At 62.2% G+C, this 26,115-nt stretch carries 26 protein-coding genes; 15 read left to right on the top strand and 11 right to left on the bottom strand.

The features are described from left to right. The first annotated feature begins 85 nt into the window (after positions 1–85). From lon to VJ698_RS19765, 5 genes are all read left to right on the top strand, one after another. Positions 86–2,404, top strand: a complete 2,319-nt coding sequence (lon, locus tag VJ698_RS19785; protein ID WP_324104554.1) for an endopeptidase La — start codon at positions 86–88, stop codon at positions 2,402–2,404. Positions 2,405–2,608: 204 nt separating this feature from the next. After that, positions 2,609–2,815 (top strand): hypothetical protein, encoded by a 207-nt coding sequence (locus VJ698_RS19780; protein ID WP_324104523.1) that lies wholly within the window; start codon positions 2,609–2,611, stop codon positions 2,813–2,815. 140 nt (positions 2,816–2,955) lie between these two features. After that, positions 2,956–3,990 (top strand): RNA methyltransferase, encoded by a 1,035-nt coding sequence (locus VJ698_RS19775; protein WP_324104522.1) that lies wholly within the window; start codon positions 2,956–2,958, stop codon positions 3,988–3,990. Between the two features lie 21 nt (positions 3,991–4,011). Further along, a complete protein-coding gene (locus VJ698_RS19770) occupies positions 4,012–4,431 on the top strand; it encodes a secondary thiamine-phosphate synthase enzyme YjbQ (protein ID WP_324104521.1) in 420 nt (139 codons plus the stop codon). A gap of 333 nt (positions 4,432–4,764) precedes the next feature. Further along, positions 4,765–5,556 carry a class I SAM-dependent methyltransferase gene (locus VJ698_RS19765; protein ID WP_324104520.1) on the top strand — a complete coding sequence of 264 codons (792 nt, stop codon included), beginning with the start codon at positions 4,765–4,767 and terminating at the stop codon, positions 5,554–5,556. A 55-nt stretch (positions 5,557–5,611) separates the two neighbouring features. Here VJ698_RS19765 and VJ698_RS19760 read toward each other — a convergent pair whose 3' ends face one another. Continuing rightward, complete coding sequence (locus VJ698_RS19760) at positions 5,612–6,712, bottom strand: YsnF/AvaK domain-containing protein (RefSeq protein WP_324104519.1); 1,101 nt, start codon at positions 6,710–6,712, stop codon at positions 5,612–5,614. A gap of 315 nt (positions 6,713–7,027) precedes the next feature. Between VJ698_RS19760 and VJ698_RS19755 the strand changes: the two genes are divergently transcribed. Next, the gene (locus VJ698_RS19755) at positions 7,028–7,576 is read left to right on the top strand and encodes an SRPBCC family protein (RefSeq protein ID WP_324104518.1); all 549 of its coding nucleotides are present in this window, start codon (positions 7,028–7,030) and stop codon (positions 7,574–7,576) included. A 195-nt stretch (positions 7,577–7,771) separates the two neighbouring features. Beyond that, positions 7,772–8,992, top strand: coding sequence for a 6-phosphofructokinase (locus VJ698_RS19750; RefSeq protein WP_324104517.1), 1,221 nt, complete (start codon positions 7,772–7,774; stop codon positions 8,990–8,992). 190 nt (positions 8,993–9,182) lie between these two features. On the opposite strand, the gene VJ698_RS19745 is transcribed toward VJ698_RS19750, so the two are convergent. Together VJ698_RS19745 and VJ698_RS19740 are read right to left on the bottom strand one after the other, a co-directional pair. Further along, positions 9,183–10,208 carry a class I fructose-bisphosphate aldolase gene (locus VJ698_RS19745; RefSeq protein ID WP_324104516.1) on the bottom strand — a complete coding sequence of 342 codons (1,026 nt, stop codon included), beginning with the start codon at positions 10,206–10,208 and terminating at the stop codon, positions 9,183–9,185. A 111-nt stretch (positions 10,209–10,319) separates the two neighbouring features. Continuing rightward, the gene (locus tag VJ698_RS19740) at positions 10,320–11,012 is read right to left on the bottom strand and encodes an MgtC/SapB family protein (RefSeq protein ID WP_324104515.1); all 693 of its coding nucleotides are present in this window, start codon (positions 11,010–11,012) and stop codon (positions 10,320–10,322) included. 172 nt (positions 11,013–11,184) lie between these two features. Between VJ698_RS19740 and VJ698_RS19735 the strand changes: the two genes are divergently transcribed. After that, positions 11,185–11,706, top strand: coding sequence for a TlpA disulfide reductase family protein (locus VJ698_RS19735; RefSeq protein ID WP_324104514.1), 522 nt, complete (start codon positions 11,185–11,187; stop codon positions 11,704–11,706). Between the two features lie 16 nt (positions 11,707–11,722). On the opposite strand, the gene VJ698_RS19730 is transcribed toward VJ698_RS19735, so the two are convergent. Beyond that, positions 11,723–12,808, bottom strand: a complete 1,086-nt coding sequence (locus VJ698_RS19730; protein WP_324104513.1) for a class I SAM-dependent methyltransferase — start codon at positions 12,806–12,808, stop codon at positions 11,723–11,725. 365 nt (positions 12,809–13,173) lie between these two features. After that, the gene (locus VJ698_RS19725; protein WP_414691186.1) at positions 13,174–15,147 is read right to left on the bottom strand and encodes a helicase-related protein; all 1,974 of its coding nucleotides are present in this window, start codon (positions 15,145–15,147) and stop codon (positions 13,174–13,176) included. Positions 15,148–15,276: 129 nt separating this feature from the next. On the opposite strand from VJ698_RS19725, the gene VJ698_RS19720 reads away from it, so the two are divergent. After that, positions 15,277–16,710: an MFS transporter gene (locus VJ698_RS19720; RefSeq protein WP_324104512.1), complete on the top strand. Its 1,434-nt coding sequence runs from the start codon at positions 15,277–15,279 to the stop codon at positions 16,708–16,710. A gap of 10 nt (positions 16,711–16,720) precedes the next feature. Here VJ698_RS19720 and VJ698_RS19715 read toward each other — a convergent pair whose 3' ends face one another. Then, complete coding sequence (locus VJ698_RS19715) at positions 16,721–17,140, bottom strand: DUF1810 domain-containing protein (RefSeq protein ID WP_324104511.1); 420 nt, start codon at positions 17,138–17,140, stop codon at positions 16,721–16,723. 2 nt (positions 17,141–17,142) lie between these two features. After that, positions 17,143–17,424, bottom strand: a complete 282-nt coding sequence (locus VJ698_RS19710) for a hypothetical protein (RefSeq protein WP_324104510.1) — start codon at positions 17,422–17,424, stop codon at positions 17,143–17,145. 160 nt (positions 17,425–17,584) lie between these two features. On the opposite strand from VJ698_RS19710, the gene VJ698_RS19705 reads away from it, so the two are divergent. The 4 genes from VJ698_RS19705 to VJ698_RS19690 all read left to right on the top strand — a co-directional run bounded on the left by VJ698_RS19705 (position 17,585) and on the right by VJ698_RS19690 (position 20,725). Further along, on the top strand, positions 17,585–17,755 hold the full coding sequence (locus VJ698_RS19705) for a hypothetical protein (protein WP_324104509.1): 171 nt from the start codon (positions 17,585–17,587) through the stop codon (positions 17,753–17,755). Between the two features lie 204 nt (positions 17,756–17,959). After that, complete coding sequence (ahpC, locus tag VJ698_RS19700) at positions 17,960–18,523, top strand: alkyl hydroperoxide reductase subunit C (protein ID WP_324104508.1); 564 nt, start codon at positions 17,960–17,962, stop codon at positions 18,521–18,523. A 167-nt stretch (positions 18,524–18,690) separates the two neighbouring features. Beyond that, positions 18,691–20,271, top strand: coding sequence for an alkyl hydroperoxide reductase subunit F (gene ahpF / locus VJ698_RS19695; RefSeq protein WP_324104507.1), 1,581 nt, complete (start codon positions 18,691–18,693; stop codon positions 20,269–20,271). Positions 20,272–20,302: 31 nt separating this feature from the next. After that, positions 20,303–20,725 (top strand): HAD domain-containing protein, encoded by a 423-nt coding sequence (locus tag VJ698_RS19690; protein ID WP_324104506.1) that lies wholly within the window; start codon positions 20,303–20,305, stop codon positions 20,723–20,725. 103 nt (positions 20,726–20,828) lie between these two features. On the opposite strand, the gene VJ698_RS19685 is transcribed toward VJ698_RS19690, so the two are convergent. Then, entirely contained in the window at positions 20,829–21,998 is a 1,170-nt protein-coding gene (locus VJ698_RS19685) for a polymer-forming cytoskeletal protein (RefSeq protein WP_324104505.1), read from the bottom strand. 280 nt (positions 21,999–22,278) lie between these two features. Between VJ698_RS19685 and VJ698_RS19680 the strand changes: the two genes are divergently transcribed. Beyond that, on the top strand, positions 22,279–22,833 hold the full coding sequence (locus VJ698_RS19680) for a thermonuclease family protein (RefSeq protein ID WP_324104504.1): 555 nt from the start codon (positions 22,279–22,281) through the stop codon (positions 22,831–22,833). Positions 22,834–22,915: 82 nt separating this feature from the next. Here the strand turns inward: VJ698_RS19680 and VJ698_RS19675 are convergent, their stop codons facing one another. Together VJ698_RS19675 and VJ698_RS19670 are read right to left on the bottom strand one after the other, a co-directional pair. Beyond that, on the bottom strand, positions 22,916–23,185 hold the full coding sequence (locus VJ698_RS19675; protein WP_324104503.1) for a hypothetical protein: 270 nt from the start codon (positions 23,183–23,185) through the stop codon (positions 22,916–22,918). 130 nt (positions 23,186–23,315) lie between these two features. Continuing rightward, on the bottom strand, positions 23,316–23,993 hold the full coding sequence (locus VJ698_RS19670; protein WP_324104502.1) for an SOS response-associated peptidase: 678 nt from the start codon (positions 23,991–23,993) through the stop codon (positions 23,316–23,318). A gap of 130 nt (positions 23,994–24,123) precedes the next feature. Between VJ698_RS19670 and VJ698_RS19665 the strand changes: the two genes are divergently transcribed. After that, a complete protein-coding gene (locus VJ698_RS19665) occupies positions 24,124–24,858 on the top strand; it encodes an SDR family oxidoreductase (RefSeq protein WP_324104501.1) in 735 nt (244 codons plus the stop codon). A 4-nt stretch (positions 24,859–24,862) separates the two neighbouring features. Here VJ698_RS19665 and VJ698_RS19660 read toward each other — a convergent pair whose 3' ends face one another. After that, entirely contained in the window at positions 24,863–26,002 is a 1,140-nt protein-coding gene (locus VJ698_RS19660) for a diguanylate cyclase (RefSeq protein WP_324104500.1), read from the bottom strand. Between the last annotated feature and the right edge of the window lie 113 nt (positions 26,003–26,115).

Below are 26,115 nucleotides of genomic sequence, written 5' to 3'. Positions count from 1 at the left end.
CGTCCCTTCGCACGACGACAATGCGGCGATCATCGAAGCGACGCAGCCTGCCGCACACCAGCAGCGCAGCCTGCCGGACGATGCCATGATCATCGTGCCGGTGCGCAATCTCGTGCTGTTTCCCGGCCTCGTGGTGCCGATCAACATCGGACGCGAGAAGACGATCGCCGCCGCGCAGGAGGCAGCGCGCAACGAGCGCCCGGTTGGCGTCCTCCTGCAACGCCATGCCGAAGCTGACGTGCCGCAGCCGGAAGACCTGTACCAGGTCGGCACGACGGCCAGCGTACTGCGCTACGTCACGCAGAACGATGATCATTACATTGTCTGCCAGGGCAACCAGCGCTTTCGCGTGATCGAATTCCTGCAGGGTTACCCGTTCTACGTCGCGCGCGTGCACATCTTCGCCGAGCAGGACGAGAACACGGCGGAAGTGCAGGCACGGCTGCTGCAGCTCAAGCAGCGCTCCACGGAAATCCTCGGCATGCTGCCGCAGGTATCGAAGGACGTGGTCGCCACGGCGCAGAGCATCACCTCGGCGTCGGCCTACGCGGATTTCGTCGCCGGCCTGATGGATCTCGCCGTCCAGGAAAAGCAGGACATCCTCGAAACCATCGACCTGCCGCAGAGGCTCGACAAGGTGCTGAATCTTCTGGTGCATCGCATTGAAGTGCTGCGCCTGTCGCAGAAGATCGGCAAGGAGACCAAGGAGCGCATCGACGAACGCCAGCGCGAATTCATGCTGCGCGAACAGCTGAAGACGATCCAGCAGGAACTCGGCGAAACCGAAGAAACCAATCCCGAAGTGCAGGACCTGGCCGAGGCGATCGCCAAGGCAAAGCTGACGCCCGAGGTGGAGACGCATGCGCAGAAGGAGCTGCGGCGGCTGGAGAAGATGCCGGAAGCGGCGGCCGAATATTCGATGCTGCGCACCTATCTCGAATGGCTGTCCGAGCTGCCATGGTCCGTCATGACCGAAGACAGGATCGAGCTTGACGAGGCCGCCCGCACGCTCGACGAAGACCACTTCGGCCTGGAGAAGATCAAGCGCCGCATCCTCGAATACCTTGCCGTGCGCAAGCTGAACCCGCAAGGCAAGAGCCCGATCCTGTGCTTCGTCGGCCCGCCCGGCGTCGGCAAGACCTCGCTCGGGCAAAGCATCGCGAAGGCCACCGGGCGCAAGTTCGTGCGCGTCAGCCTGGGCGGGGTGCATGACGAAGCGGAGATCCGTGGGCATCGTCGCACCTACATCGGCGCACTGCCGGGCAACATCATCCAGGCGCTGCGCAAGGCCGGTTCGCGCAACTGCGTGATGATGCTCGACGAGATCGACAAGCTCGGCGCCGGCGTGCACGGCGACCCTGCCGCCGCATTGCTGGAAGTGCTCGACCCCGAACAGAATGCGACATTCCGCGACGCCTATCTCGGCGTGCCCTTCGACCTGTCGCGCGTGATGTTCATCTGCACCGCCAACATGCTCGACACCATTCCCGGCCCCTTGCGCGACCGCATGGAAGTCATTTCGCTGCCCGGCTACACCGAAGAGGAAAAGGCGCAGATTGCGCGCCGCTACCTGGTGCGGCGGCAACTGGAAGCCAACGGTCTGACGCAACAGCAGTGCGACATCACCGATGAAGCGATCCGCGCCATCATCCACGACTACACGCGTGAAGCCGGGGTGCGCAACCTCGAGCGCGAGATCGGCAGCGTGTTCCGCCATGCCGCCATGCGCGTCGCCAACGGCAGCGCGCAGCAGGTGCACATCGATGCCGCCGACCTGCGCGGCATCCTCGGGCCGAAGCGTTTCGAGAGCGAACTTGCCATGCGCACCAGCATGCCGGGTGTCGCCACCGGCCTCGCATGGACGCCGGTGGGCGGCGACATCCTCTTCATCGAAGCCAGCCGCACGCCCGGCAATGGCCGGCTCATTCTCACCGGTCAGCTCGGTGACGTGATGAAGGAAAGTGCACAGGCCGCACTCACGCTGGTCAAGGCGCGCTCCGAGTCCTTGCAGCTCGCGCCCGACATATTCGAGAAAAGCGATATCCATGTGCATGTCCCCGCCGGCGCCATTCCCAAGGACGGCCCCAGCGCCGGCGTCGCCATGTTCATCGCGCTCGCCTCGCTCATGATGAACCGCCCGGTGCGCCACGATCGCGCGATGACCGGCGAGATCAGCCTTCGCGGCCTGGTGCTGCCGGTCGGCGGCATCAAGGAAAAGGTTCTGGCCGCCTTGCGTGCGGGCATCACCACCGTCATGCTACCGGCTCGCAACGAAAAAGAGCTCGAGGAAATTCCCGAAGAGGCGCGCAAGAAGCTGCGTTTCGTGTGGCTGGAAACGGTGGACGACGCGGTGCGCGAAGCGATCGGTGAGGCGCAGGAACAGACGTTGAATCCGATCGGTTGAAGCGTCGATGTGTTGGTGTGCAGAAAACGCTTGCCTGCCAATGTGTTGGATCAAGCCAGACACTTTTCTCCCCAAGAACCGTGTTTTGTCCCGTATTCAGGCGATTTTCCACGCGTCGGACGCATGGCATGCTCCCTGCAAGTGTCTGCGCGAGCGCAACAATGCGCCGCACCGTTCCAACTTGCCAACCGAAGGAGATTTGCCATGAAAGCCCTGACCATCAAGGACCTGCCCGAGACACACCAACTGAGCCACGACGCGATGAGCGATGTGCACGGCGGCAGGATGAAACTGCCGTTCCAGCGAACATCCACCAATGGATTGCTGACTTCGCCCGACGGCGAGCCCGTCTCCGTCTATGTCGACGGCGTGCTCGTCAACTCCGTCACGGACGGCTATGTGCACCTCTGAAGCGCCTGCCTCCTGATCGACACCATCGGGCAAGCCCGGCATCCGCCGGCCTTGCCCGATTGGCATCGGCTCCTGCCTTGCTGGAAAAACGCCCTTCCCCGGCTTACAATCCCCCGGTCCGCACCAATGCCTCCGCCTCCATGCAAATCGAATCCATCCGTCAACGCTTGCGCGCGCTCGGCGCCAAACCCGAACACGAGCAACGCGTGCTGCGGGACTGGTTGCAAGGCCGCTCGCACGACCAGGGGCGGCGGCGCGCGAAGGATTACCTGCCGCTCGCCCTGCGCGACGCGTTGCCGCAAGTCGATGCCGAACTGCGCGGCATCGCGCGACTGGTAGCCTCGCATCCGACGGAAGAGGAAGGTTCGGCGCGCCTGCTGGTTGGCCTCAACGATGGTCAGACGGTCGAGAGCGTGCTGCTGCCGCGCGGCGGGCTGTGCGTGTCCACCCAGGTCGGCTGCGCGGTCGGCTGCCAGTTCTGCATGACCGGGCGCAGCGGATTGATTCGTCAGCTCACCAGCGGCGAGATCGTCGCGCAGGTGGCGCTCGCGCGCACTCAGCGCGCGGTGAAGAAAGTCGTCTTCATGGGCATGGGCGAGCCTTCGCACAACTTCGGCAATGTGATGGATGCCATCGAGTTGCTCGGCACGGAAGCCAATATCGGCCACAAGAGCCTGGTGTTCTCGACGGTCGGCGACTTGCGTGTGTTCGAACGCCTCGGCCAAGGCACAGTCAAGCCGGCGCTCGCCCTGTCGCTGCACACCACCAAGGCCGCATTGCGCGAACGGCTGTTGCCGCACGCGCCGCGCCTCACGCCGCAGCAACTGGTCGACCTCGCGGAAGAATACGGCCGCGTCACCGCTTACCCGGTGCAATACCAATGGACGCTGCTGGACGGCATCAACGACGGCGACGACGAAATCGAGGGCATCGTGGAACTGTTCAAAGGCAGGTATGGCGTGCTCAATCTTATCCCCTACAACGCCGTGCCCGACCTGCCGTTCCGCCGCCCGGAGGTGGAGCGCGCGCGGGAAATGGTGCGCATCCTGCATCGTCGCGGCATCCTCGCCAAGCTGCGCGATTCGGCGGCGCAGGACGTGGATGGCGGCTGCGGGCAGCTGCGGGCGCGTGCCATCGAAACGCAGGCAAGCATCATCCGCATCCGCGCTGCGTGATCAAGTTGCAGGAGAACCGACATGAAAAGCCATCGCAAGGAACTCTGGTTCAACACGTCGACGCGGCGCGCCTTCATCAACATCACGTCGCAAGTGGAAGCGGCGCTCGCCGAAAGCGGCGTCCAGGAAGGGCTGGTGCTGGTGAACGCGATGCACATCTCGGCATCGGTCTTCATCAATGACGATGAACCCGGCCTGCATCATGACTTCGAGGCCTGGCTGGAAAAGCTCGCGCCGCACGAGCCGATCGGGCAGTACCGCCACAACGACACCGGCGAAGACAATGCCGATGCGCACATCAAGCGCCAGGTGATGGGCCGTGAAGTGGTGGTGGCGATCACCAAGGGGAAACTCGATTTCGGTCCGTGGGAGCAGATCTTCTACGGCGAGTTCGACGGCATGCGCAGGAAGCGCGTGCTGGTCAAGATCATCGGGGAATAGCCAGGGCAGAGGACGCCGTTCAGGCAAACCACAGCCCCTCGCATCCATAACAGCGCCCTGACGCAACCTCAGTCCCGATTGCCGGAAAAAATCCTTTTCATTTTCGGGAAAAAAGCTGGCATTTCCGGCTTCTCGTCATTCCGGTTTCCCCCATTGCACGCACCACACCACGCGCCAGAGCCCGCTTTCCGGCCGCGCTGCCATGTTTCGTACGACCATTGAAACATGGCATCACTCTTGCATTACAGCATATGAACGCTTCCCGGGCCCACACGGCATGCCGCGCGGATCAATGAAGGAAGCAGTATCTGGTCCATATCTGAAGGAGGTGCCATGAATGCCTGGATGATCAATGGGGCCTTTGCCCTGTTCGCTGTGCTGTGCCTGACCGGCGTGTTTTTCTTTGTCTTCACGCGAGGTGCCCTGATCGTGCGCGGGTTTGTTCCCGCCTGGCAGAACGAAACCTCGCATGTGTACCCCGTCTACTCCGACATGCGGCTCATCAGGGCCGTCGATTTCCAGCCGGTCATCTCGGCCATCCTGCTGTTCCAGTATCGCCGCCTGGTGTCGAAGATCGTCGGTGAGATCAGGCGGATGGACCTGCGCAACAAGAAACTGCTGATCACGTCCTGCGCGTTCGGCAATGTCATGCCGCGCGTGGTGAAGGCAGCGCTGCAGGCTGGCGCCGAGCGTGTGCTCATTGCGGACATCATTCCCAATGAACTCGACCATGCCAGGGCCAAGCTGGCCCGCTTTGGCGACAAGGTGGAATTCATCCGCGACAACGCGACCAACATGCAGCAGCGCGACGGCGTGGTCGATGCCAACGTCATCTTCTTCCTGCTGCACGAACTGCCGCATCACCTGAAGGGACAAGCCTTGAACGAGGCTGGCCGCCTGCTCGCCCCTGGCGGCAAGCTCTTCCTTGCCGAATTCCATCGCCCCAGCCTGCGCGTGCTGCGCGCCCTGAGCTGGACGTACTTCAAGGTATTCGAGCCGCTCGGCCTCGCGCTGTGGGATACGCACGATCCTGTCAGCTACCTCGAAGAAACGGGCCAATGGACCTGCGAACGCAGCACCTGCTTCTTCGGAAACTTCCAGGTCATCACCGCGACGAAACAATAGCGGCACAGGCAATGATCAGGGCAGGCAAGCTAGAAATGCCCGCCCTGCCTGCCGTTCAGTGATGTGTGCTTTCGGCGCCGTAGCGCACCGCATCCTTCACCTTGTCCCACGCGCTTTCCGGATGCTGCCGTTCCCAGTCGCTGCGCAGGTCCGGTTCCGCATCTTCCCAGCGATAGTTCCTGAAACGTTCGGTGCCGGCCATGGCGGAGCCATAGCGATACGCGGCATCGTAGTCCTCGTAACGCCCGCCGGACCGACCGTAGGCATCCTGCCAGTGGTGTCGCCATGCATCGACGCCGGACGCACCGATCTGCTCGACGTCCACATCCGTCCTGCGCACGGTATCGTTGATCTCTTCGGTCTTCTGCGTCACTTCCTTGTTGACCACCACTTCCTCGACCACGTGCGCGGTCTTGGCCACCACAGGCTCTTCCGCCATCTCGCGCATCTCGACTGAACCCTCCTTGAACGCGCCAAGATCGGCTTCGCTGGCCGGCTTGTCGACGGCATGGCGTTCGACCTTCACATGTTCTTCGCGCAGCTGCACCGATTCATGCACCGGCTTTTCGCTGACGCGCCGGAACACCCGCACGCCGCCACGCTGCACTTCACGCTTGCCGACCGTGAGTTCCTCTTCAATGACGGGAATGCGCGAGGTTTCCGATGTCGCCGACGCCGTGGACCCTGTCCCGATATCTTCCTGCCCGGACCATCCCTGCTGCCGCCATGCGCTGGAAAGCTCGTCGATATCGAGCGGATTGAAACGGCCCATGATGTGCGTTGCGCGATCGATCTCTTCGTCGTTCTGCGTATCGATCGTCAGCACATAACTGCCACGCCGCACCGATTCGGCATACACCTCGTGATGCGCCTCGTTGTCGATACCGAACAGCGAACGGAAGAAATTGGTGATACCCGCTGCGCCATGCTGATGGCCGGTGCTCACCATCGCCGGCTGCGCCGCTTCCGATGCGTTTTCCGAGGCGATGTGAATCGCCTCGCGCGCGAAGCCGGCGGCAGTCAGCGCCTGCAGCGCTCCTTCCGCATCAGCGTAGTCGTCATAGACGCCGACCACGGTGTCGCGCAGGTCAGCCGGCGCGGTGTCTTCGGGCTGATGTGTGTCGTGCCTGGAATCATTTCCTGAAGTTGAAGCCATGATGCATCTCCTTGTTCATGCCTTGCGAAAAGCGTCGTTGCGGCCCGGCATGCGGAAGTTGATGTGAGGTGACGGGGAAAGCCGGCGTGCTGCGTGTCTGGAGGGGCAAGGGCGCTCTTCGGCGGATTGATGGAACCGCAATGGCAATCGTCTTGTATGAAACCTGTGCGCGCACAGAGTTCCTTTCCTGGTTCCATCCGGCGCCGCCGCTGTCACGAACTTAATGACGATTGCCGTTGTCAGTGAATGACGGTCTGCGCCGGCGCTTTCGCTTCACCGGCTCCAGGCACCCTTGCACGAAAGGAGATGCACACCATGAACATGAACAGGATCGTTACCATCGCCGCGCTTGCCGTGGGCGGAGTTATCCTCTCGAAACAATTCACGAAAAAGCGTGGCATGGAGCGCGGCTCCTCCACCAAGGAATCCATCGATGTCGATGTGCCCGTCAGCACCGCCTACAACCAGTGGACGCAATTCGAGGACTTCCCGAAATTCATGAGCAGCGTCAAGGAAGTGCGCCAGGTTGACGACACGCACCTGCATTGGCGCGCGGAGGTGGCCGGCAAGGAGCGTGAGTGGGATGCCGAAATCACCGAGCAGATTCCCGACAAGCGCATCGCCTGGCGCAGCATGAGCGGCCCGAGGAATGCGGGCGTGGTCACCTTCCACAAACTCTCGAACGGCAAGACGCGCATCATGCTGCAGATGGATTACGAGCCGGAGAGCATGGATGAGAAGATCGGCGATACGCTCGGCCTGGTGAAGATGCAGACGAAGGCGAACCTGACGCACTTCAAGGAAATGCTCGAGGGCCGCGGTCGCGAGTCCGGCGCGTGGCGCGGGTCGGTCGCGCAGCATTGATGCGGCAATGAGATGCGATGAGACGCCTTGAGAGGCAATCAGCGGCAATCAGCGGCAACGGACCAATAAACTGATCCTTCTCAAGCGCAATCACAGATTTTCCCTTTGCATGGTGTCCCCAGGCGTGCCGCCACGGTAAAATCCGGATATAGGGCGCGAGTCACGCCTGACAACGCTGGACAGAGGAGGAATGCCATGCCTTCCGGAAAAATCCTGGTCGCACAGGGCGGCGGCCCGACCGCGGTGATCAACCAGTCGCTGGTCGGCGTTGTCCTCGAAGCGCGCCGCTTCCGCAATGTCGAGCTGGTCTACGGCGCGCGCCACGGCGTGCGCGGCATCGTCGATGAAGACTTCCTCGACCTGACGCAGGAGACCAGCCACAACCTCGAACTGGTCGCCAATACACCTGCTTCCGCCCTCGGCTCCACGCGCGACAAGCCGGACGTGAAGTACTGCCAGGAGATCTTCAAGGTGCTGCAGGCGCACCAGATCGAACAGTTTTTCTACATCGGCGGCAACGACTCGGCCGACACGGTGCACATCGTCAGCCAGGAAGCGCAGAAGGCCGGTTATCCGCTGCGCAGCATCCACATTCCGAAGACCATCGACAACGACCTCGTCGGCAACGATCACACGCCCGGCTTTCCGTCCGCGGCGCGCTTCGTTGCGCAGGCCTTCGCCGGTGCCAACCTGGACAACGCCGCCCTGCCCGGCGTCTATGTCGGCGTCGTGATGGGCCGCCACGCAGGCTTCCTCACGGCTGCCTCCGCACTCGGCAAGAAATTCCCCGACGACGGACCACACCTGATCTACCTGCCCGAGCGCACGTTCAGCATCGACAAGTTCCTGGCGGACGTGAAGCGCATCTACGATCGCTACGGCCGCTGCGTGGTCGCAGTCTCCGAAGGCATTCACGACCTCAGCGGCACGCCGATTGCGACCCTGCTCGCCAAGGAAGTGGAGCGCGATGCGCATGGCAACGTGCAGCTCTCCGGCAGCGGTGCGCTGGCCGACCTGCTCTGCAATGAAATCAAGTCGAAGCTGAAGATCAAGCGTGTACGCGGCGATACCTTCGGCTACCTGCAGCGCTCCTTCATCGGATGCGTGTCCGACGTGGACCAGCGCGAGGCGCGCGAGGTCGGTGAAAAAGCGGTGCAGTACGCCATGTGGGGCAGCCGCGACGGTTCGGTATCCATCAACCGCACCGGCTTCTACTCGGTCGATTACGAGTTGCTGGACCTCGAAGTCGTCGCCGGCCAGACGCGCATTATGGACGACGAATTCATCACCGAAAGCGGCACCGACATCACCGACGCCTTCCGTCTCTACCTGCGCCCCCTGCTCGGCTCCGGCATGCCCGACGCCTTCCGCCTCCGCTATTACCCGGTCCCGAAGGTGAAGAACATAGCGCGCTAGATTTTTGTCCACGGAAAACACGGAAAGCACGGAAATTTTCTTTTCGTGTTTTTCGTGGACAAGGGGTTTTGTGAGGCGGCAGTATCAAACGGCGTAAGGCTATGCGCCGAGCATTTTGTTTGTCCACGAAGAACACGAAAGACACGAACGTTTTCTTTCCGTGTTTTCTGTGTTTTCCGTGGACAAAAATCTACTCCGCGTCCTTCTCCATGCTCCGCTCGTACTTTCCTTCGCGTGCGAGGCCGTTCAGGCGGCAGCGCAGGAAGAAGGCTTGCTGCGCCTTGCCGGACTGGTTTTCCTGGCCTTGCCATGTGGCGATGACGGGGGCTTGCAGGGCGCGGCCGTAGGAGAAGCTGAGTTGCCAGGGGTGGGGGCCGGTGCGGTTCATGGCGTTGAGGTGGTCAGTGGCGTCTTCGGCGCTCTGTCCTCCCGAGAGGAAAACGATTCCGGGAACGGCGGCGGGTACGTAGCGCCGGAGGCAGCGCAGGGTCGCATCGGCGACCTGCTGCACGTTCGCCTGTTGCGGACACTTCATGCCGGGGATGACCATGTTGGGCTTGAGCAGCATGCCTTCGAACGCGACGTGCTGCGCATCCAGTTCGTCGAACAGTGCGCCGAGCACACGTGAAGTCACTTCCTCGCAGCGCGTGATGCCGTGCGCGCCATCCATCAGCACCTCCGGCTCGACGATCGGCACGATGCCGAGTTCCTGGCACAGCGCGGCATAACGTGCCAGCGCATGCATGTTCGCGCGGACGCCGGATCGTGTCGGGATGTCGCGCTCGTCGATCTCGATGACTGCGCGCCACTTCGCGAACTTTGCGCCCATCTGCTGGTACTCGGTCAGGCGCTCGCGCAGGCCGTCCAGCCCCTCGGTGATCTTTTCGCCCGGATGCAGGGCGAGCGGCTTGGTGCCCTTGTCGACCTTGATGCCGGGAATGATGCTGCGGCGTGCAAGCAGTTCGGGAAACGGAACGCCATCCTTTGACGACTGGCGCAGGGTTTCTTCATACAGGATCACGCCGCCGAGATACTGCTCGACGCCATCGGTCGTGAACAGGATCTCGCGGTAGCGCCGCCGGTTTTCTTCGGTGGATGCCAGGCTGATCGCATCGAAACGCTTCTTGATGGTCGGTCCGCTCTCATCGGCAGCGAGGATGCCCTTCTGTTGCGACACGATGGCGCGCGCCAGCGCATTCAGTTCGTCGATGTTCATGGTCGGTCACCCCGGAGCGAGACAAACGGATGATTCAATGTTGCATGGAAGGGGCGGGCCTGCAATGGTGAACTGACATCATTTCTGCATGTCATCCACGCCCGGCCTGGCTCAGTCGCCCGTCGGCGAAATCTGGAAGGAGCGGACCTGCTTTTGCGACACGAGGTACTTGGCCAGCAGCGCCATGTTGCGCGCGTCGGCGGTGCGGATGACCATGCGGTATTCGAAATATTGCCCGTCCTCGGTGACGCGGTAGTTCATGTTGGCGATGTTGAAGCCGTGGCTCGCGATGATTTTTCTCACCTCCTCCTCGGAAAGAACCTGGTCGCGCTCGAAACGCAAGGCGTGATGCGCATACAGTTGCGAGGGCATCCGGGCCTCGATGCGACGGAAGAAGGACAGGATGCCGAAGGTCAGCGCGGTGGAAAGGATCGCTGGATAGTAAAAACCGACGCCGATCAGGATGCCGATGGCCGCAGTGATCCAGATCGACGCCGCGGTGGTCAGGCCGCGCACGCTCAGGCCTTCCTTGAAGATCACGCCGGCACCGAGGAAACCGATGCCGGTCATGATGCCCTGCGCCATGCGCGTCGGATCCGTGCGGATGGTATCGCTTGGCGCGCCGGGCAGCCATTTCCACTGGTACAGCATCACCAGCATGAGCAGCGCCGAAGCAACGCACACCAGGGCATGTGTGCGAAAGCCGGCCGGCCGGCCGTGGTAGCTGCGTTCGAGCCCAATGATGCCGCCCGCGCAAAGCGCGCCCAGCAGGTGGAGAGTGATGACAACATAATCCGTATTCATCGTGCATTCCATTCGTCAGCGATCGCCCCGATGCAGCCGGGCATGTCATCAGTCTGACAGCTTGCACACAAGGCATCGCGTGAAATCTCAACAAATATCCTTCTTGCAACGATCGTGCCGAAGTTTGATGTCGATGCTTTATTTTGCTGAGAGGCAACGATACACTCGGGGCATGAAACGCATCCTCCCTTCGATACTGCTCTGCCTGGTGTGCCACCTGTGCCTCACGCTGCCCGCCTTCGGCAAGACCCCCGGTGAAGTCGAAATCGGCTCTGCGCTGCGCGAAGCGCAAATGCAGGGCCTGTCCGGTCCGGCGAAAAAACTGTCGTCCTACCGAGGCAAGCCGCTGATCATCAACGTCTGGGCCAGCTGGTGCGGACCCTGTCGCGCGGAAATGGGCTCGCTGGATCGCCTCGCGCGGCGCTATGGTGGCAAGAAGTTCAATGTGATCGGTATCTCCACCGACGATTACCGCGACCGCGCACTGGCCTTCCTCAACCAGGCGAAGACCGGATTCAGCCACTACATCGACAGCGAACTTTTCATGGAGAACATGCTGGGCGCCGACATGATTCCGCTGACCGTGCTGGTGGACGCGCAGGGCCGCGTGCTCGCGAAGTTCTACGGCGCCAAGCAATGGGACAGCCAGGATGCGGTGGACGTGATCGGCAAGACCTTCCGCATCAAGATGTGACACAAGGCGTGGCGCGCTATTGCACCGTGACCTCGATCTGAGCGGGAGTGGCACCGACGTTCTCGAACCAGCAAATCGATTCGGAAACAAGGTCAAGCGACAGGTAGAATTTTCCGGCATGCGGAAATGTCACCGTGATCGCATTGGACACCGATTCGCCTGGAAGCACATCGCGCGCGAAGCAGCTTCTTGCGAAATCCAGGTTGAGCAGATTCCGGTTCGCATCGTAAAGATGGGCACCGAGCTTGACGACACCTAAATCACCGAAGTTCTTGCAAAGCCATTTTGCCCCGCCGCTATTCAGGATATCGACGTCGATCACAAGTTGCTCGCTTCTCCCGACCTTGTAGCTTGTCCGTTCTGCCTTCATCGCATAGGCAAGCCCTTCATGCCCGCGGCTGTCGGGCATGGCCACGCCCTTATGGATGAAAAAGACGGTCTTGCCGGCATTCACGATCGTGGCCTGGCACTGCTCAAACCCGATCCTGTTGGCAAGCTTGAAAATGCCGTCGAGATCGACATCGTTCTCCAATACCTTGAAATTTGCCATCTCATACTGCGATTGCGGGCTGCGGGAATGATACCTGCCCGGTTCGCTAAACCCCGCGATGCCGCCGTCCCTGAGAACGCGGAAGAACTCGGCCAGCACTTCTTCCTGGTTCGGGATGTGATGGAATGTATCGAAACAGATGATGCGGTCGACCGATTCGTCCGGCAAGTCGATGCGGTGGCCATCAAACACCAGGAATTCGGGCGCGGCCACATAGTCACCGATGATCGGATATTCATGGAACAGGCGTTTTCCTATGCCGATTGCCGTGGCAGAGGTATCGCAGGCCACGGTCGCGCATTGCATCTGGCTGAGAAAGCGCGAGAACCAGCATGCTCCCGCACCGAATTCCAGGACCCGCATGGTCTTGCCCAATTTCAGCCCGGATAAAAGTTGCCCCATGTTGATGAGCAACTCGGGTGCTTCCACCACCGACGAAAACGGCTTTGCCATTTGCGGCCACGGATTGGCGATTGACTTGTAGTAATCGTCGGCAGACTCGCACAGGTCCTTGATCGAATATTTTTCGATGACCTCCTGAGGATTGATCATGGGGTTGCCCCTATGCAGGATGGGAGAATCTTTCGCTTTCTGCGATAAGCCTTGTCGCAGCTGGTGCCAGTAGCTTGTCAAAGACATGGTTGAGGTTGCGAAATTCAAGGTGGCGAAATCTTCATGGGGAGAACCTGCGCAGGAAGCCGCCGGGAAAGATTTGCTCAATGGGCATCGCACGCATCAACGCATTCTGCGTGAAAGGTGTTTGCCACACTTTGATGGATGTATAGAACTGATCGGGGCCGCGACACAATGGCGGACAGGCCCGAACTTGAAATGTGCGCCGAGGCAGCGAGGCGAGTGCTCTTGCTGCCGACATCACGGTACGCGGCGCGCGCTACGTTTTTATCTGGAAGAAATACTTAGCCAAACTGCCGTCGCCGCTTGCGTGCCGCCGAATTCTGCGCGTGCAGAATGCTGTCCACCCGATCCGATGCTTCGCGTGCCAGTTCCTGCGCCAGTTCGCCGCTCGGGAAAAACTCGGGGCAGCGGTAGCTGAGCCAGGCATAGGCGGAATACATGCGGCAGACATCCTCCACTTCCTGCAAGTTATGTCGTGACAAGGCCGGGCTGGATGCGCGATGCAGCGCAAACACCTTCCGTTTCGCCAGCGCGCGCGCCCAGTCCTGCCACGCGATGTGCAGCGACGGCACGCGCGATGACACCGGCACCAGCGATAGCGTGAACTTGTCCGCGACCGACAGCTGCAAGGTGTCCAGCCACAGCGCGCGTTCGGTCTGGTCCTCGGTGATGCGCGGGAAGAAGAAGCCGTCCGGAACATCGATGTTATGCACGAAGCGCTTGAACAATTTCGTCAGCGACTGTTCGCCCGTCACCGCTGCGATCCGGTGCAGATGTTCCAGCGTCGGCGCGACGGAAAAGCCGGCGGCTGCGACGGGCGGAATCTTCTCCTTCAGCAGTGCGCGCATCACGTGGTGCGTGTCATCGTCGTAGCCGGCGACGAAGCCTTCCTCGTGCACGCCGAAGCGGCCCGCACGGCCGGCGATCTGGCGCGCCAGCGAGGCAGGCACTTCTTCTTCCTCATAGCCGTTGAATTTCACCGAGGTGGTCATCACGACGCGCTCGATCGGCAGGTTCAGGCCCATCGCGATCGCATCGGTGCCGACCACGATATCCGCTTCGCCGTTGCGGAAACGCGCTGCCTGCGCGCGCCGCACTTCCGGCGAGAGATTGCCGTAGACGGTCGCCACCGCATGGCCCTGTTCGGTGATCATGTCGCGCCACATCAGCACATCGCGCCGCGAGAACGCGATCACGGCATCGCCGCGCCGCAAATTGCGCAGCTTGCGCACCGGCCCCGCCTCCATCGACAGCGGTCCCTTGCGCTTGAGCACATGCACTTCGAGCGGACATTCAAGACGCTCCGCGAGCGCTTCCACCGCGCGCCGCGCTTCCAGTGCGCCGACCAGGTAGACCACCGATGCCGGCGCGCCGCACACAGCGGCAGTCCATGCGGCGCCGCGATCCTTATCGCCCAGCATCTGGATTTCATCGATCACCGCCACCTCGACGCGCGTGCTGGTGTCGAGCATCTCCACCGTGCTTGCAACATGCGTCGCCCCCTCCACGATGCGGCGCTCCTCGCCGGTCACCAGGCTGACCCTCAGTTCCTGCCCGTGCGGCCTTGCTTCCAGCAGCCGCTCGTAATTCTCCAGCGCCAGCAGACGTAGCGGCGCGAGGTACACCCCGCTCTTCGCCTTGGCCAGCGCTTCCATCGCATGATGCGTCTTGCCCGAATTGGTCGGGCCGAGCAAGGCGATGAAGCGACGCGGCATACGACAGGCGAGCTCGAACGACGCCGGATACTCCGCCAGGTTGATGCTCTCCTTGGTCAGCGTCGCATGCCGCTCTTCCTGCTGCCGCTCGATCGCATGCAGCAGGCGCTGCTCGATGCGATCGAAGACGTACTCCGCCGGATCGGCGTTGTCGCGGCTGGCCAGCGCGCGCAGGAAGGTCATCGCATCGAGCCCGAAGTCGTCGGCTCGCATGTAGATCCCTGCGACGAAGGCCAGCACTTCGCGATGCAATTCCTCCTTCACGCCGGCATGCGCGCGTTCCGTGATCAGCTGCACTTGTTCCTGCGGAGCCATCTTGCGCCACTTGCCGGGCTTGGCCAGCACGCCCTGGCTAGGCACCAGGCTGTAGGGCACATGCAAGCCGCCTGCCTCTGCGGCGCCCGCAAAGCGCAGGAATACCCGCCCTTCCAGCTTGACCAGTTCGGCACCGAGCGCCTGCGCGTGCAACTCGGGCGCCATGCCGTCGTCAGATTCGGGGATGGCCGGAGGGAAATCCGGGGATGAGGAGTGGGTTGTCATGAGGAAGGGAAATCGGTCGAATGCTTCAGTTTACGCCTTGATGGTTGGCGGGCAAGCCACGACTGTCACCAATCCGGCTGGCCTCGTCTGCATGTCTGCTCGCCTGCATGATACGCAAGGACAAGACGCATGAGCTTAATCACCAGCAATATTCACGCACGTCTCGACCGCCTGCCCTGGTCGCGCTGGCACTGGCGCGTCGTCATCGCGCTCGGCATTGCCTGGATCCTGGACGGACTCGAAGTCACGCTGGTGGGTTCCATCGGCGGTGTGCTCGAACGCAGCGACACGCTCGGCCTCAGCGCGTCGCAGATCGGCTGGTCGGGCTCGCTCTACATCGCCGGCGCTGTGTTCGGCGCGCTGCTGTTCGGACGCCTTGCCGATCGGCTCGGCCGCAAGAAGCTCTTCCTCGTCACGCTGGCCGTGTACATGTGCGCCACGCTTGCCACCGGATTCTCGACCGGCTTCACTTTCTTCGCGCTGTGCCGCTTCGCCACCGGCCTCGGCATCGGCGGCGAATACGCCGCCATCAACTCCGCCATCGATGAACTGATTCCCGCGCGCGTGCGTGGCCGCGTCAACCTCGCGATCAACGGCAGCTTCTGGATCGGCGCCGCGCTGGGCGCCGGCATCTCGCTGCTGCTGCTCGATCCGCGCGTGCTCGGCCCGGTCATGGGATGGCGCGCCGGCTTCGTGCTCGGCGCAGTGCTCGCGGTGGCGATCTTCCTCGTGCGGCGCGGCGTGCCCGAAAGCCCGCGCTGGCTGCTCGCGCATGGGCGAGAACAGGAAGCGCAGCGCATCGTCGAGCGGATCGAGGCCGAGATCGAAAAGGAACACGGCCGCCTCGCTCCGGCCGGCGGCAGTCTCCAGTTCCTGCGCCGCGCCGAACCCTCGCTGCGGCACGTCGCGCACATCCTGCTGCGCCAGTACCGCGAACGCAGCGCGGTGGCATTCGCGCTGATGGTGTCACAGGCCTTCTTTTACAACGCGATCTTCTTCACCTATGCGCTGGTGCTGACGCGTTTTTATCATGTGCCCGATAGCCTGGTCGCGCTGTACATCTTTCCTTTCGCGCTGGGCAACGTGCTCGGTCCTGTGCTGCTTGGCCCGCTGTTCGACCGCATCGGCCGGCGCAGGATGATTGCGCTGACCTATGTGCTGTCGGGCATCGGGCTCGGCCTGACCGGCTGGGCCTTCATGCTCGGCTGGCTCGACGCGCGCAGCCAGGCGCTGTGCTGGTCGGCGGTGTTCTTTCTCGCCTCGGCGGCCGCCAGTTCCGCCTACCTCACGGTGAGTGAAGTGTTTCCGCTGGAGATACGCGCCGTTGCCATCTCGGTGTTTTATGCGGTGGGAACAGGTGCCGGCGGATTCGCTGCGCCGCTGCTGTTCGGGATGCTGATCGACACCGGCAGCCGCGGCTCGGTGACAGTGGGATACGGCATCGGCGCCGTCCTCGTCGTGGTGGCCGGCCTTCTTGCCTTGCGATATGCGGTGGACGCCGAGTGCCGACCGCTGGAAGAGGTGGCGCTGCCGCTCGGTGTGGTCGAGGATCGCGGCGCATAGCCCGCGGGGCTCACAATCGCGCCAGCGTCGCCGGATCCGGCTCCCCTGCGAAATACTTCTGCAGGCAGGCGTTGAACACCTCATTGTCGTCCGCCGCCTGCGCAAAGAGAGTCATCGACGAGCGGAACTTCATGTCGTCCGGATAGCCGAAAATCTCCTCCACCGTGTGCCCTTCGAGCCCGGCCACGATGCGCGCACATTCGCGCAGGCGCGCTCCGAGCACCGGATGCGCGAGATAGGCTTTCGCCTCCTGCAGCGAAGAAATCGCATACCGCTGCGCCATCGGGCTGTGCCCCAGTCCTTCGATCTGCGGAAAGATAAACCACATCCAGTGGCTGCGCTTGCGGCCGGCGCGCAGTTCCGCGCATGCCGCTGCGTAGGCCGATTCCTGCGCATCGACGAAACGCTGCAGGTTCCAGGGATCGCTCATGCTCAGTCCGACAGTTCGCCCTTGCCCAGCACGCGCAGCAAGGCTTCCTTGCCGTGGATGCCGAGTTGCCGCTCAAGCTGCTCGCGCGCTGCGTGCTCGGTGCCCGCCGGGCCGCAGGTGATGCGCTTGCCCGAAGTGCGCTCGGTGATCGCCCAGCCGCCATGGTTATCGTACAGCCAGGAATGCAGGATGAACTGCAGTTCCTCATAGCCGGGCACGGCAATTTCTTCGCCGACGAGTTCCTGCGGTTGACCGAATTCGTTCTGGATGCGGAATCTTTGCATAGGAATGCTTTCTGAATGATCTTGTCATCTTAGGCGAAGATCGCGGCCCTGCGCGGAAGATTTCCCTGCCGTCCTTTGTGTGGCGTCAATCCTCGCAACGGCGAAATTCCTAATCTGTAGGTGCGTCCCGCGCTCCCGCCCTACCCGACCGATATCCGCAATGGAACAGCCCAAGCAAGCCAAGGAAAGAGTCAGGGAGTACCTGGAGCGGCGGCAGATCGAACGCCGCCAGAATGCCCGCTCGCCGCTGCACGATCCGGAGCAGATCCGCAAGGAAATCGGCTGGGACCTGGTCGAACGCAGGAAGCTGGACCGCCGCGGCCGGAAGTGAGCGCCCACGTGCCCTTGTCTCAGGCCGGTTCTCCAGCCGAAACCCAGGCCGCAAGCCGGTATCCGCCAGTGCGGCGGCATGACGCAAAAGCAATAGATTTAACCTATGGTATCGATCTGAACTATCGATTTTACGTTTTCATAGGTTCGCACTATGATTCACTCATCGCGTTTTTCTTCAACCAACACCAACACGGGAGCATCCATGTCTCTGATCAATACACAAGTCAAACCCTTCAGCGCCACCGCATTCCAGAACGGCAAGTTCACGCCGGTCACCGAAGCCGACCTGAAAGGCAAGTGGTCCATTGTGTTCTTCTACCCGGCCGACTTCACCTTCGTCTGCCCCACCGAGCTGGGCGACCTGGCCGACAACTACGACACCTTCAAGTCGCTGGGCGTGGAAATCTATGCCGTGTCCACCGACACCCACTTCACGCACAAGGCGTGGCATGACACTTCCGACACCATCCGCAAGATCAAGTATCCGATGATCGGCGACCCGACCGGCGCCATCACCCGCAACTTCGACGTGATGATCGAAGAAGAAGGCCTGGCGTTGCGCGGCACCTTCGTGATCAATCCGGAAGGCCAGATCAAGCTGTGCGAAATCCATGACAACGGCATCGGCCGCGACGCCAAGGAACTGCTGCGCAAGGTGCAGGCTGCCCAGTACGTCGCGTCGCATCCGGGCGAAGTCTGCCCGGCCAAGTGGACCCCGGGCGCGAAGACCCTGGCTCCGTCGCTGGACCTCGTCGGCAAGATCTAAATCATCCCGGCGCGCTGCCTGCGGGCGGCGCGCCTTTCCGACGCGCTCCGCGTCCGCAGCACCACTCCCCGATCATCCTCTTCGATCCGCCGGCGCGAGCCTGATCCGGAAGTGGACCTGCACATCTCAACATCCCGACATTCTGTCATCCTCACAAGGGAACCATCATGCTGGACAACAACCTCAAAACCCAATTGAAGGCTTACCTCGAGAAGCTCGTTCATCCTATCGAGATCGTCGCCTCGCTGGACAGCAGCGAAAGCTCGCATGAAATGTCCTCGCTCCTGAACGACATCGCCAACCTGTCCCCGCACATCACGCTCAGCGAGCAGCGCGGCGGCGATGAACACACGCCTTCCTTCTCGCTCAATCGCGTCGGCTCGAACATGGGCATCCGCTTCGCCGGCATCCCTATGGGGCATGAATTCACTTCGCTGGTGCTGGCGCTGCTGCAAGTCGGCGGCCATCCGCCGAAGGCCGAACCCGAGGTGCTGGAGCATATTCGTAACCTGCCGGGTGAGTACGTGTTCGAAACCTACATCTCGCTGTCCTGCCAGAACTGCCCCGACGTCGTGCAGGCACTGAACCTGATGGCCGTGGTCAATCCGAACATCCGCCACACCATGATCGACGGCGCACTGTTCCAGGACGAAGTGAACGCGCGCCAGATCATGGCCGTGCCGACGGTCTTCCTCAACGGCGAAAGCTTCGGCCAGGGTCGCATGAGCCTGGAAGAGATCATCGCGAAACTCGATACCGGCGCGGCGCAGCGCGAAGCGGCGAAGATCGCGCAGAAGGAGGTGTTCGACATGCTGATCGTCGGCGGCGGGCCAGCGGGCGCGGCAGCAGCCATTTACTCGGCGCGCAAGGGCATCCGTACCGGCGTCGTCACGGAGCGTTTCGGCGGGCAGGTGCTGGACACGCTGGGCATCGAGAACTTCATCTCGGTGAAGGAAACCGAAGGCCCGAAACTTGCGGCGGCGCTGGAACAGCACGTCCGCTCCTACGAGGTCGATGTGATGAACCTGCAGCGCGCCGAGGCATTGGTGCCCGGCGACACTATCGAAGTCAAACTGGCCGGCGGCGCCAGCCTCAAGGCGAAGACCGTGGTGCTCGCCACCGGCGCGCGCTGGCGCGAGATGAACGTGCCCGGCGAAAAGGAATACCGCAACCGCGGCGTGGCCTACTGCCCGCACTGCGACGGCCCGCTGTTCAAGGGCAAGCGCGTGGCGGTGATCGGCGGCGGCAATTCGGGTGTGGAAGCGGCGATCGACCTGGCGGGCATCACGGCGCATGTCACGCTGCTCGAATTCGACAACAAGCTGCGCGCGGATGCGGTCCTGCAACGCAAGCTGTTCAGCCTGCCGAACGTCACCGTGATCACCAGCGCGCAGACCACCGAAGTGACCGGCGACGGCAACAAGGTGAACGGCCTGCGCTACACGGATCGGACGAGCGGCGCTGCGCACCATCTCGAACTGGAGGGCATCTTCGTGCAGATCGGCCTGTTGCCGAACACCGACTGGCTCAAGGGCACGGTTGCGCTGAGCAACCGCGGCGAAATCGAAGTCGATGCGCATGGCCGTACCTCCGTGCCCGGCGTGTTCGCGGCCGGCGACGCCACCACCACGCCTTATAAGCAGATCATCATCGCAATGGGCGAAGGCTCGAAGGCAGCGTTGAGCGCATTCGACCACCTGATCCGTAGCTCGGCGCCCAAGGAAGACAAGGTGGCGGTCGCCGCCTGAGCATTTGCAGTGGCAAGGAACAGGTGATGCCATGATCGTGTTCCTCGATTTTGACGGCGTGCTGCATCCCTTCCATCGTCCTGACGGCGCATTCAGCCTGCGCCGCGAGTTCGAGCGGGTGATGCGCGATTACGGCGAAGTCGATATCGTCATCTCCAGCACATGGCGCGAAGCGCATGCGCTGGAGGAACTGCGAGCCATGTTCGCACCCGACATCGGCGAGCGCATCATCGATGTCACGCCGGTCTGCAGCTGCCTGAAGCACGAGTATGTGCGCGAAGCGGAAATCCTGCGCTGGCTGCACGAAGCCGGCCGCGAGGCAGAAGCATGGGTGGCGATCGACGACACCGCCTGGTTCTTCTCCCCCGGCTGCGCCAACCTCATCCTGGTCAATACCGAAACCGGCTTCAACTTTGCGACCGAACGCGAGTTGCGCCGCCGGCTGGCGAGGTGATTCAGGTAGTAATGAATCCTGTCCACGGAAAACACGGAAAGCACGGAAATGGTTCTTGATTTTTCCGTGCGTTCCGTGTTTTCCGTGGACAAACGCTTTTTTGTTAATGTGAAGCAGTCCGGCCACCATTCACCGTCGTCCTGATCCAGATGGCCCAGCCGCCGAGGCCGAACACGACGGCGGCGATCATGACGAGGCCGCCGATGAAGGGAATTGCAGCGGCGATGCTCAGCACGATCAGCGCCAGCGCGAGGAACAGTGCGACTTTCTTCACGCTCACCGGCTCGGGCTGCTTTGCGACGGTGGCGACTTCGCCGCCGATCAGGAAGGCCGTTGCCAGGTAACCGAGCATCAGGCTCAAGGGATACAGCAACAGCAGTGCGAAGCCGATCGGAATGCCGATCACCGTGACCATGAACAGGATCGCCACCGGAGGAACCGTGAACACCAGTGCGAGGCCGAGCAGCAGGCTGCGCAGGGGGTACTGTCGGATGGCGCGCTGTGGGCCGAGCGCCGCATTGGGGAACACCGCGTACAGCAGCACGCCCGCCAGCAGCATGCTCAGCACGAAGAAGGGATGGAACCACGATACGCCCCGGTGCCGACCTTCAGCCTTGCTCCAGCCTGGCGGCGTCGCCTCGCGCGTGACGCTTCCCAGCACTTGTGCTGCGGGATCTCGCGCTAGCTCGTTGGGGCTGGCATAGACAAGATTGCCGCGGATTTTCGCACCGGGCATCAGCCGGATCTGCTGGCCGTACAAGTGAGCGTCACCGCCGATGTCGCCCGAGACAGTGATGTTGCTCGCATAAATCCTCGCGCTTTTTTCTACGCGGCCGGCCAGCGTGACATCGCCTCCCGCCAGCCAGGCCGAACCTGCCACCCGCGCCGCATCGCTGACGCGCACATTGCCGCCCGCCGCAACAAGATCACCATCGGTATTGCCTTCGACATCGACACTGCCGCCTGCGACGCGCAGGTCCTGATGCACCGGTCCGCGCACGGTCACTGATCCGCCGGCCAGCGCCGCGTCCGCGCCGACATCGCGCTCCACGCGCACGCGTCCGCCGGCCGCGAAAAGGTCCGCTGCCACCGGCGTCGTGATCGCGAGGTCGCTGCCGCTGATGTAGGTGTTCCCCGCCTCGCTGGTCTGCATTTGCGATGGCGCCGGGAGCGCGATGGTAGGAGTCGACAGGCAGAGGGCAAGCATGAACGCACGCAAACGGAAGGGCAATGCGTAAAGAGATGACATCGGGGGTGACATCGGGGATGACATGGCAATCCTCCTTTTCGGAAAGCTGCGCTTGTTCCATCATCCTGCAGCCGGCGCGAGGCGGCTTGAGGCAGCGCAGGCATGCGTGCTACAGGACAGCAGTCTCTTGCGGACCGGACCAGGGAATGTCTGTTCTCCACCACGCAGGTCGCGCGATGCGCCGTGCGAGTGGCCCATCGGCCTGTTTTTGAGGCATCATGTCAGCCTCCCTCTGCCGTTCGCGACACGCGACTGAAACAGGCGGTTACACGCGGCACCGGGTTTTCTTTTTACAATCTTCTGCATGAAACTCCTGGCTTTTCTTTTCGCGCTGCTGCCCCTCGTGCCGGCGCATGCACACAAGGTGATCGGCGTGGCCGACGGCGACAACCTCACACTCCTCGTTGGCCAGCAACCCCTCAAGATCAGGCTCGCCAATATCGATGCGCCCGAGAAGGCACAGCAATTCGGCGATCAGGCGAAGCAGTCGCTGATCGAACTCTGCTTCGGCAAGGAAGCCAGCTACAAGGAACAGGCCATCGACCATCGCGGGCGCACGGTGGCGGTCGTCATTTGTGATGGGGTCGAGGCCAATCGCTCGCAGGTCGAACGCGGCATGGCATGGGTCACGCCGAAGACCAACCAGGACCTCACCCTGCCGGGCCTGGAGGCGATGGCAAGGCAGCGTCGTGCCGGCCTGTGGGCTATGGCAGAACCGACGCCGCCGTGGCAGTTCAGGAATCCGAAACCGAGGAAAGCGAACACGATACCCGCAGAGAATACGGACGGCAGTATCTGCTTCACCGACCGGCACGGCGAATACCGCTTTGTGGATGGTGTGAAGCGGTACGGGTGTTAGGGGGCCTGACAGGCGATCACGAACTGGCCCGAGATGTACGTAAGGCAAACGGCATCAAACTGCCGGACCGGCTGAACTCACGTCAGGGTTCTACCGGCAAACCTGCTGCGCGGGCTTGCCTCGGCAAGGTGGCCAGGACACCATCGTGCATAGGGTAAGGACTCGGCGCCCATTGGGAAATCGATTGCGCCCCGGATTTGCCGCGCAGCCGGTTGTCGAGCGCGGCGCTCAGGATCTCGTGCATGAGCATGCGCGCTTCCGCGATATCGTCCTTGAGGGACCGGCGGGGCAGCAGCCCCGCCTCAACGGCCTTTGTCACTGCTGCCGTCAGCATTTCATCTGTAATCTTCATGTCTCACCATATGCTCATTCTTATGAGCAAATGATGCCGTCTTGCACGATTTTGTTGGCGTGCCGTTACATCTTTTTACAGAGGCCAGGTGAATGTCGGTCGGCGAACGAGGCCGGCGCACCGGAACGCCTCAGAGGCCCGGGAGTCCTTCCTGCGCCGCCTTCTTCCCCGCACGCGGTGCGGCCCGGGCTACCAGGCGCTCGGCGGGATAGCGTACGAAGAAGCGATGCGCGTCGTCAACCGGGCAATGCAGCCATGCGTCGTACTGGTCCGGATCGAGGATGACCATCATGCGCTTTTCGTCGCCGGGCTTGTGGAAACGCTGCATCATGGGGTGGCCATCGGCGTTGATGGTCAGCATGGAGAAGGACAGGAGCGGCAGTCCGTTGCCGCCATCACGCTTGTATTCCCAGATGCCGGCCACGCCGAGCGGAGAGCCGTCGGTATTGGCGATCTCGAAGCGCACCGGCTTGCCCGACTCATAGCTCGGCTCGAAAAAGGAATGCAGCGGAATCACGCAGAAGTGACGTGACGTATACGCATGGCGATAACTCGGCTTGCTCGCAACGGTCTCCGTCCTGGCGTTATAGGTTTGCCGCGCCAGCTTCGGATCGGCCCATCCCGGCACCATGCCGAACATGCCCAGTGCGCAGGCGCGGTCGCCCGGGACAGACTCGGCGTGCGGCAGGCGGATCATCGGCGCCATGTATCCGGGGAAGGCTTCTTCCGGGTAGCCGGAATCCGGCGCCGCAACGCCGAAGAACTGTTGCAGCTGGTCACGCGTGGAAGGGATGTAGTTGGCGCACATGGGTTCATTCTAGCGCTTGCCCGCAAAGGCGATAAAGACGATATACGGTTTTCCCGCGTCCGCACGCGCAGCCTGCAGACTTTTCCCATGCAACTTATCATGCAGTCTTGCGCAAAGCGAAAGGACATCGATGAAAGCCATTCTTACCGGACATGCGCGCGGCCTGGGCGCTGCCATTGCCGAGGATCTTCTTGAAAGAGGCATCGGCGTCCTCGGCATTGCGCGGCATGGCAACACTTCACTCGCAAGCAGGTTTCCCACCCTGCTGGAACAGATCACGCTCGACCTCTCGGATACCGGCGCCGTCGCAGGCTGGCTCGCTGGCGATACGCTGAAGCGCTATCTTGCCGGCAGCAAGACCTCCCTGCTCATCAATAACGCTGGCATAGTGCAACCGGTCGGGCCCATGCAGGCACAGGACATCGCCACGATCGGCCACGCCGTCAGCCTGAATGTCGCCGCACCGCTGATGCTGGCCAGTGCATTCACCGAGGCCAGTTCCGATGCCGCGGACAGGCGCATCGTGCACATTTCCAGCGGCGCGGGACGCAGTGTGTATCCCGGCTGGAGCGTTTACTGCGCCACCAAGGCGGCGCTGGACCACCACGCACGCGTTGTTGTTCTCGACCAGACGCCAAATCTGCGCATCTGCAGCCTTGCGCCTGGCGTGATCGACACCGACATGCAGGCGGAAATCCGCGCGACCGCGCTGGAACAATTTCCGTTGCGTGAGCGCTTCGAAGCATTGAAGCGCACCGGCAGCCTCGCCGACCCGCGAGAGTGCGCAAGGCGCCTCGTCGACTATCTGCTGGACGATGGCTTCGGGCAGTCGCCGGTGGCGGACCTGCGCGACCGGGGCAGCTGAAGAATCAGGATTCCGCCGGTGCCGCAGCTTGTGCCAGCGCGCACTGGTTGCGGCCGTTTTCCTTCGCGCGGTACAAGGCGTCGTCCGCCTTCCTGAAGGTGAGCGCGGCATCCGTCGCGCGTTCATGCTCCGCAATCCCGATGGAGATCGTCACCCGCAGCGACGGATCGATTTCCGGGAAGCTCAGCCGTTCAATTTTCTGCCGCACCCGCTCGGCGGAAATCATCGCCCCGCATGCAGCCGCGTCGCTCAGCACCATGACGAACTCCTCGCCGCCGAAGCGCGCGAAGATATCAGTCGTGCGCAGCGCGCCGGATGCCGTTGCCGCCACACGCTGCAGCACGATATCGCCCGCCATGTGTCCGTAGATATCGTTGATCTTCTTGAAGAAGTCGATGTCGATCATGCCTATGCAGAACACCGCCCCGCCGCGGGCGCAACGCTGCGTTTCCTCGACGATCCGGTCCATCACGTAGCGCCGGTTATAAGCGCCCGTCAGTTCGTCGCGGATTGCCATTTCGCTGATCTGCTGCAGTGCCGCTTCGAGCGCAGCGTTGCGCTGTTCGAGTTCGTGATTGTTGATGCGCAGCTTGTGGCGCAGATTGCCGATGTACCCAGCGAGGAAGCTGAACTCCACCACGGCCACGAACTCCGCAAGCAACTGCACCACTTCGACCTTGACCTTGACTTCGTCCGGACGGAAGACGTACATCAAAATGATCAAGCCACCGTAGCCCGCCAGCATGAACGCGCCGAAGCGCGTGAAATCGCGCGTCCTGAAGCGGAACATGCCGAACACCAGCATCGCCACGCCGAGCAACAGGAAGGCTCCCCTGAAATCATCGGCGTAGTACATCAGATACAGGCCGGACAAGGTTGCCGCCGCCATCTGCGCCTTGGTCAGGCTCGGATCGGCAAAGCGCTTGTTCAGGCCGGAACGGATGATCGCGTAGACGGCAACGTGGATGGCGAGCACGAAGCCGGAATAGATGGCGACGGTCCGCGTCGTGAAATAGCCCATCCACCAGCACGCGAGGACGAACGCCAGGTTCATCGCGTAGGTTGCCGCCGCGAGGAAGAAGCGGCGGAGCCTGAGCTGCTGTTCGGGCTCGTCGGGAAAAAGCGCAAAACGTTTCGCTGTCATTTTTCCACTGGTCGGAATCGGACGATGGCGCGGCTCGCCAGCCGCCATGATTGCCAGATGGTAACGCAAGGCCGCAAAACCTGCAGAACCAGTGCTTGCAGGAAATGTTGCCG

It is taken from the genome of Noviherbaspirillum sp., from assembly GCF_035254685.1.
Taxonomy (GTDB): domain Bacteria; phylum Pseudomonadota; class Gammaproteobacteria; order Burkholderiales; family Burkholderiaceae_D; genus Noviherbaspirillum.
The sequence above is the reverse complement of the archived record's forward strand: the minus strand, read 5'-3'. Positions and strand labels throughout refer to the sequence as shown.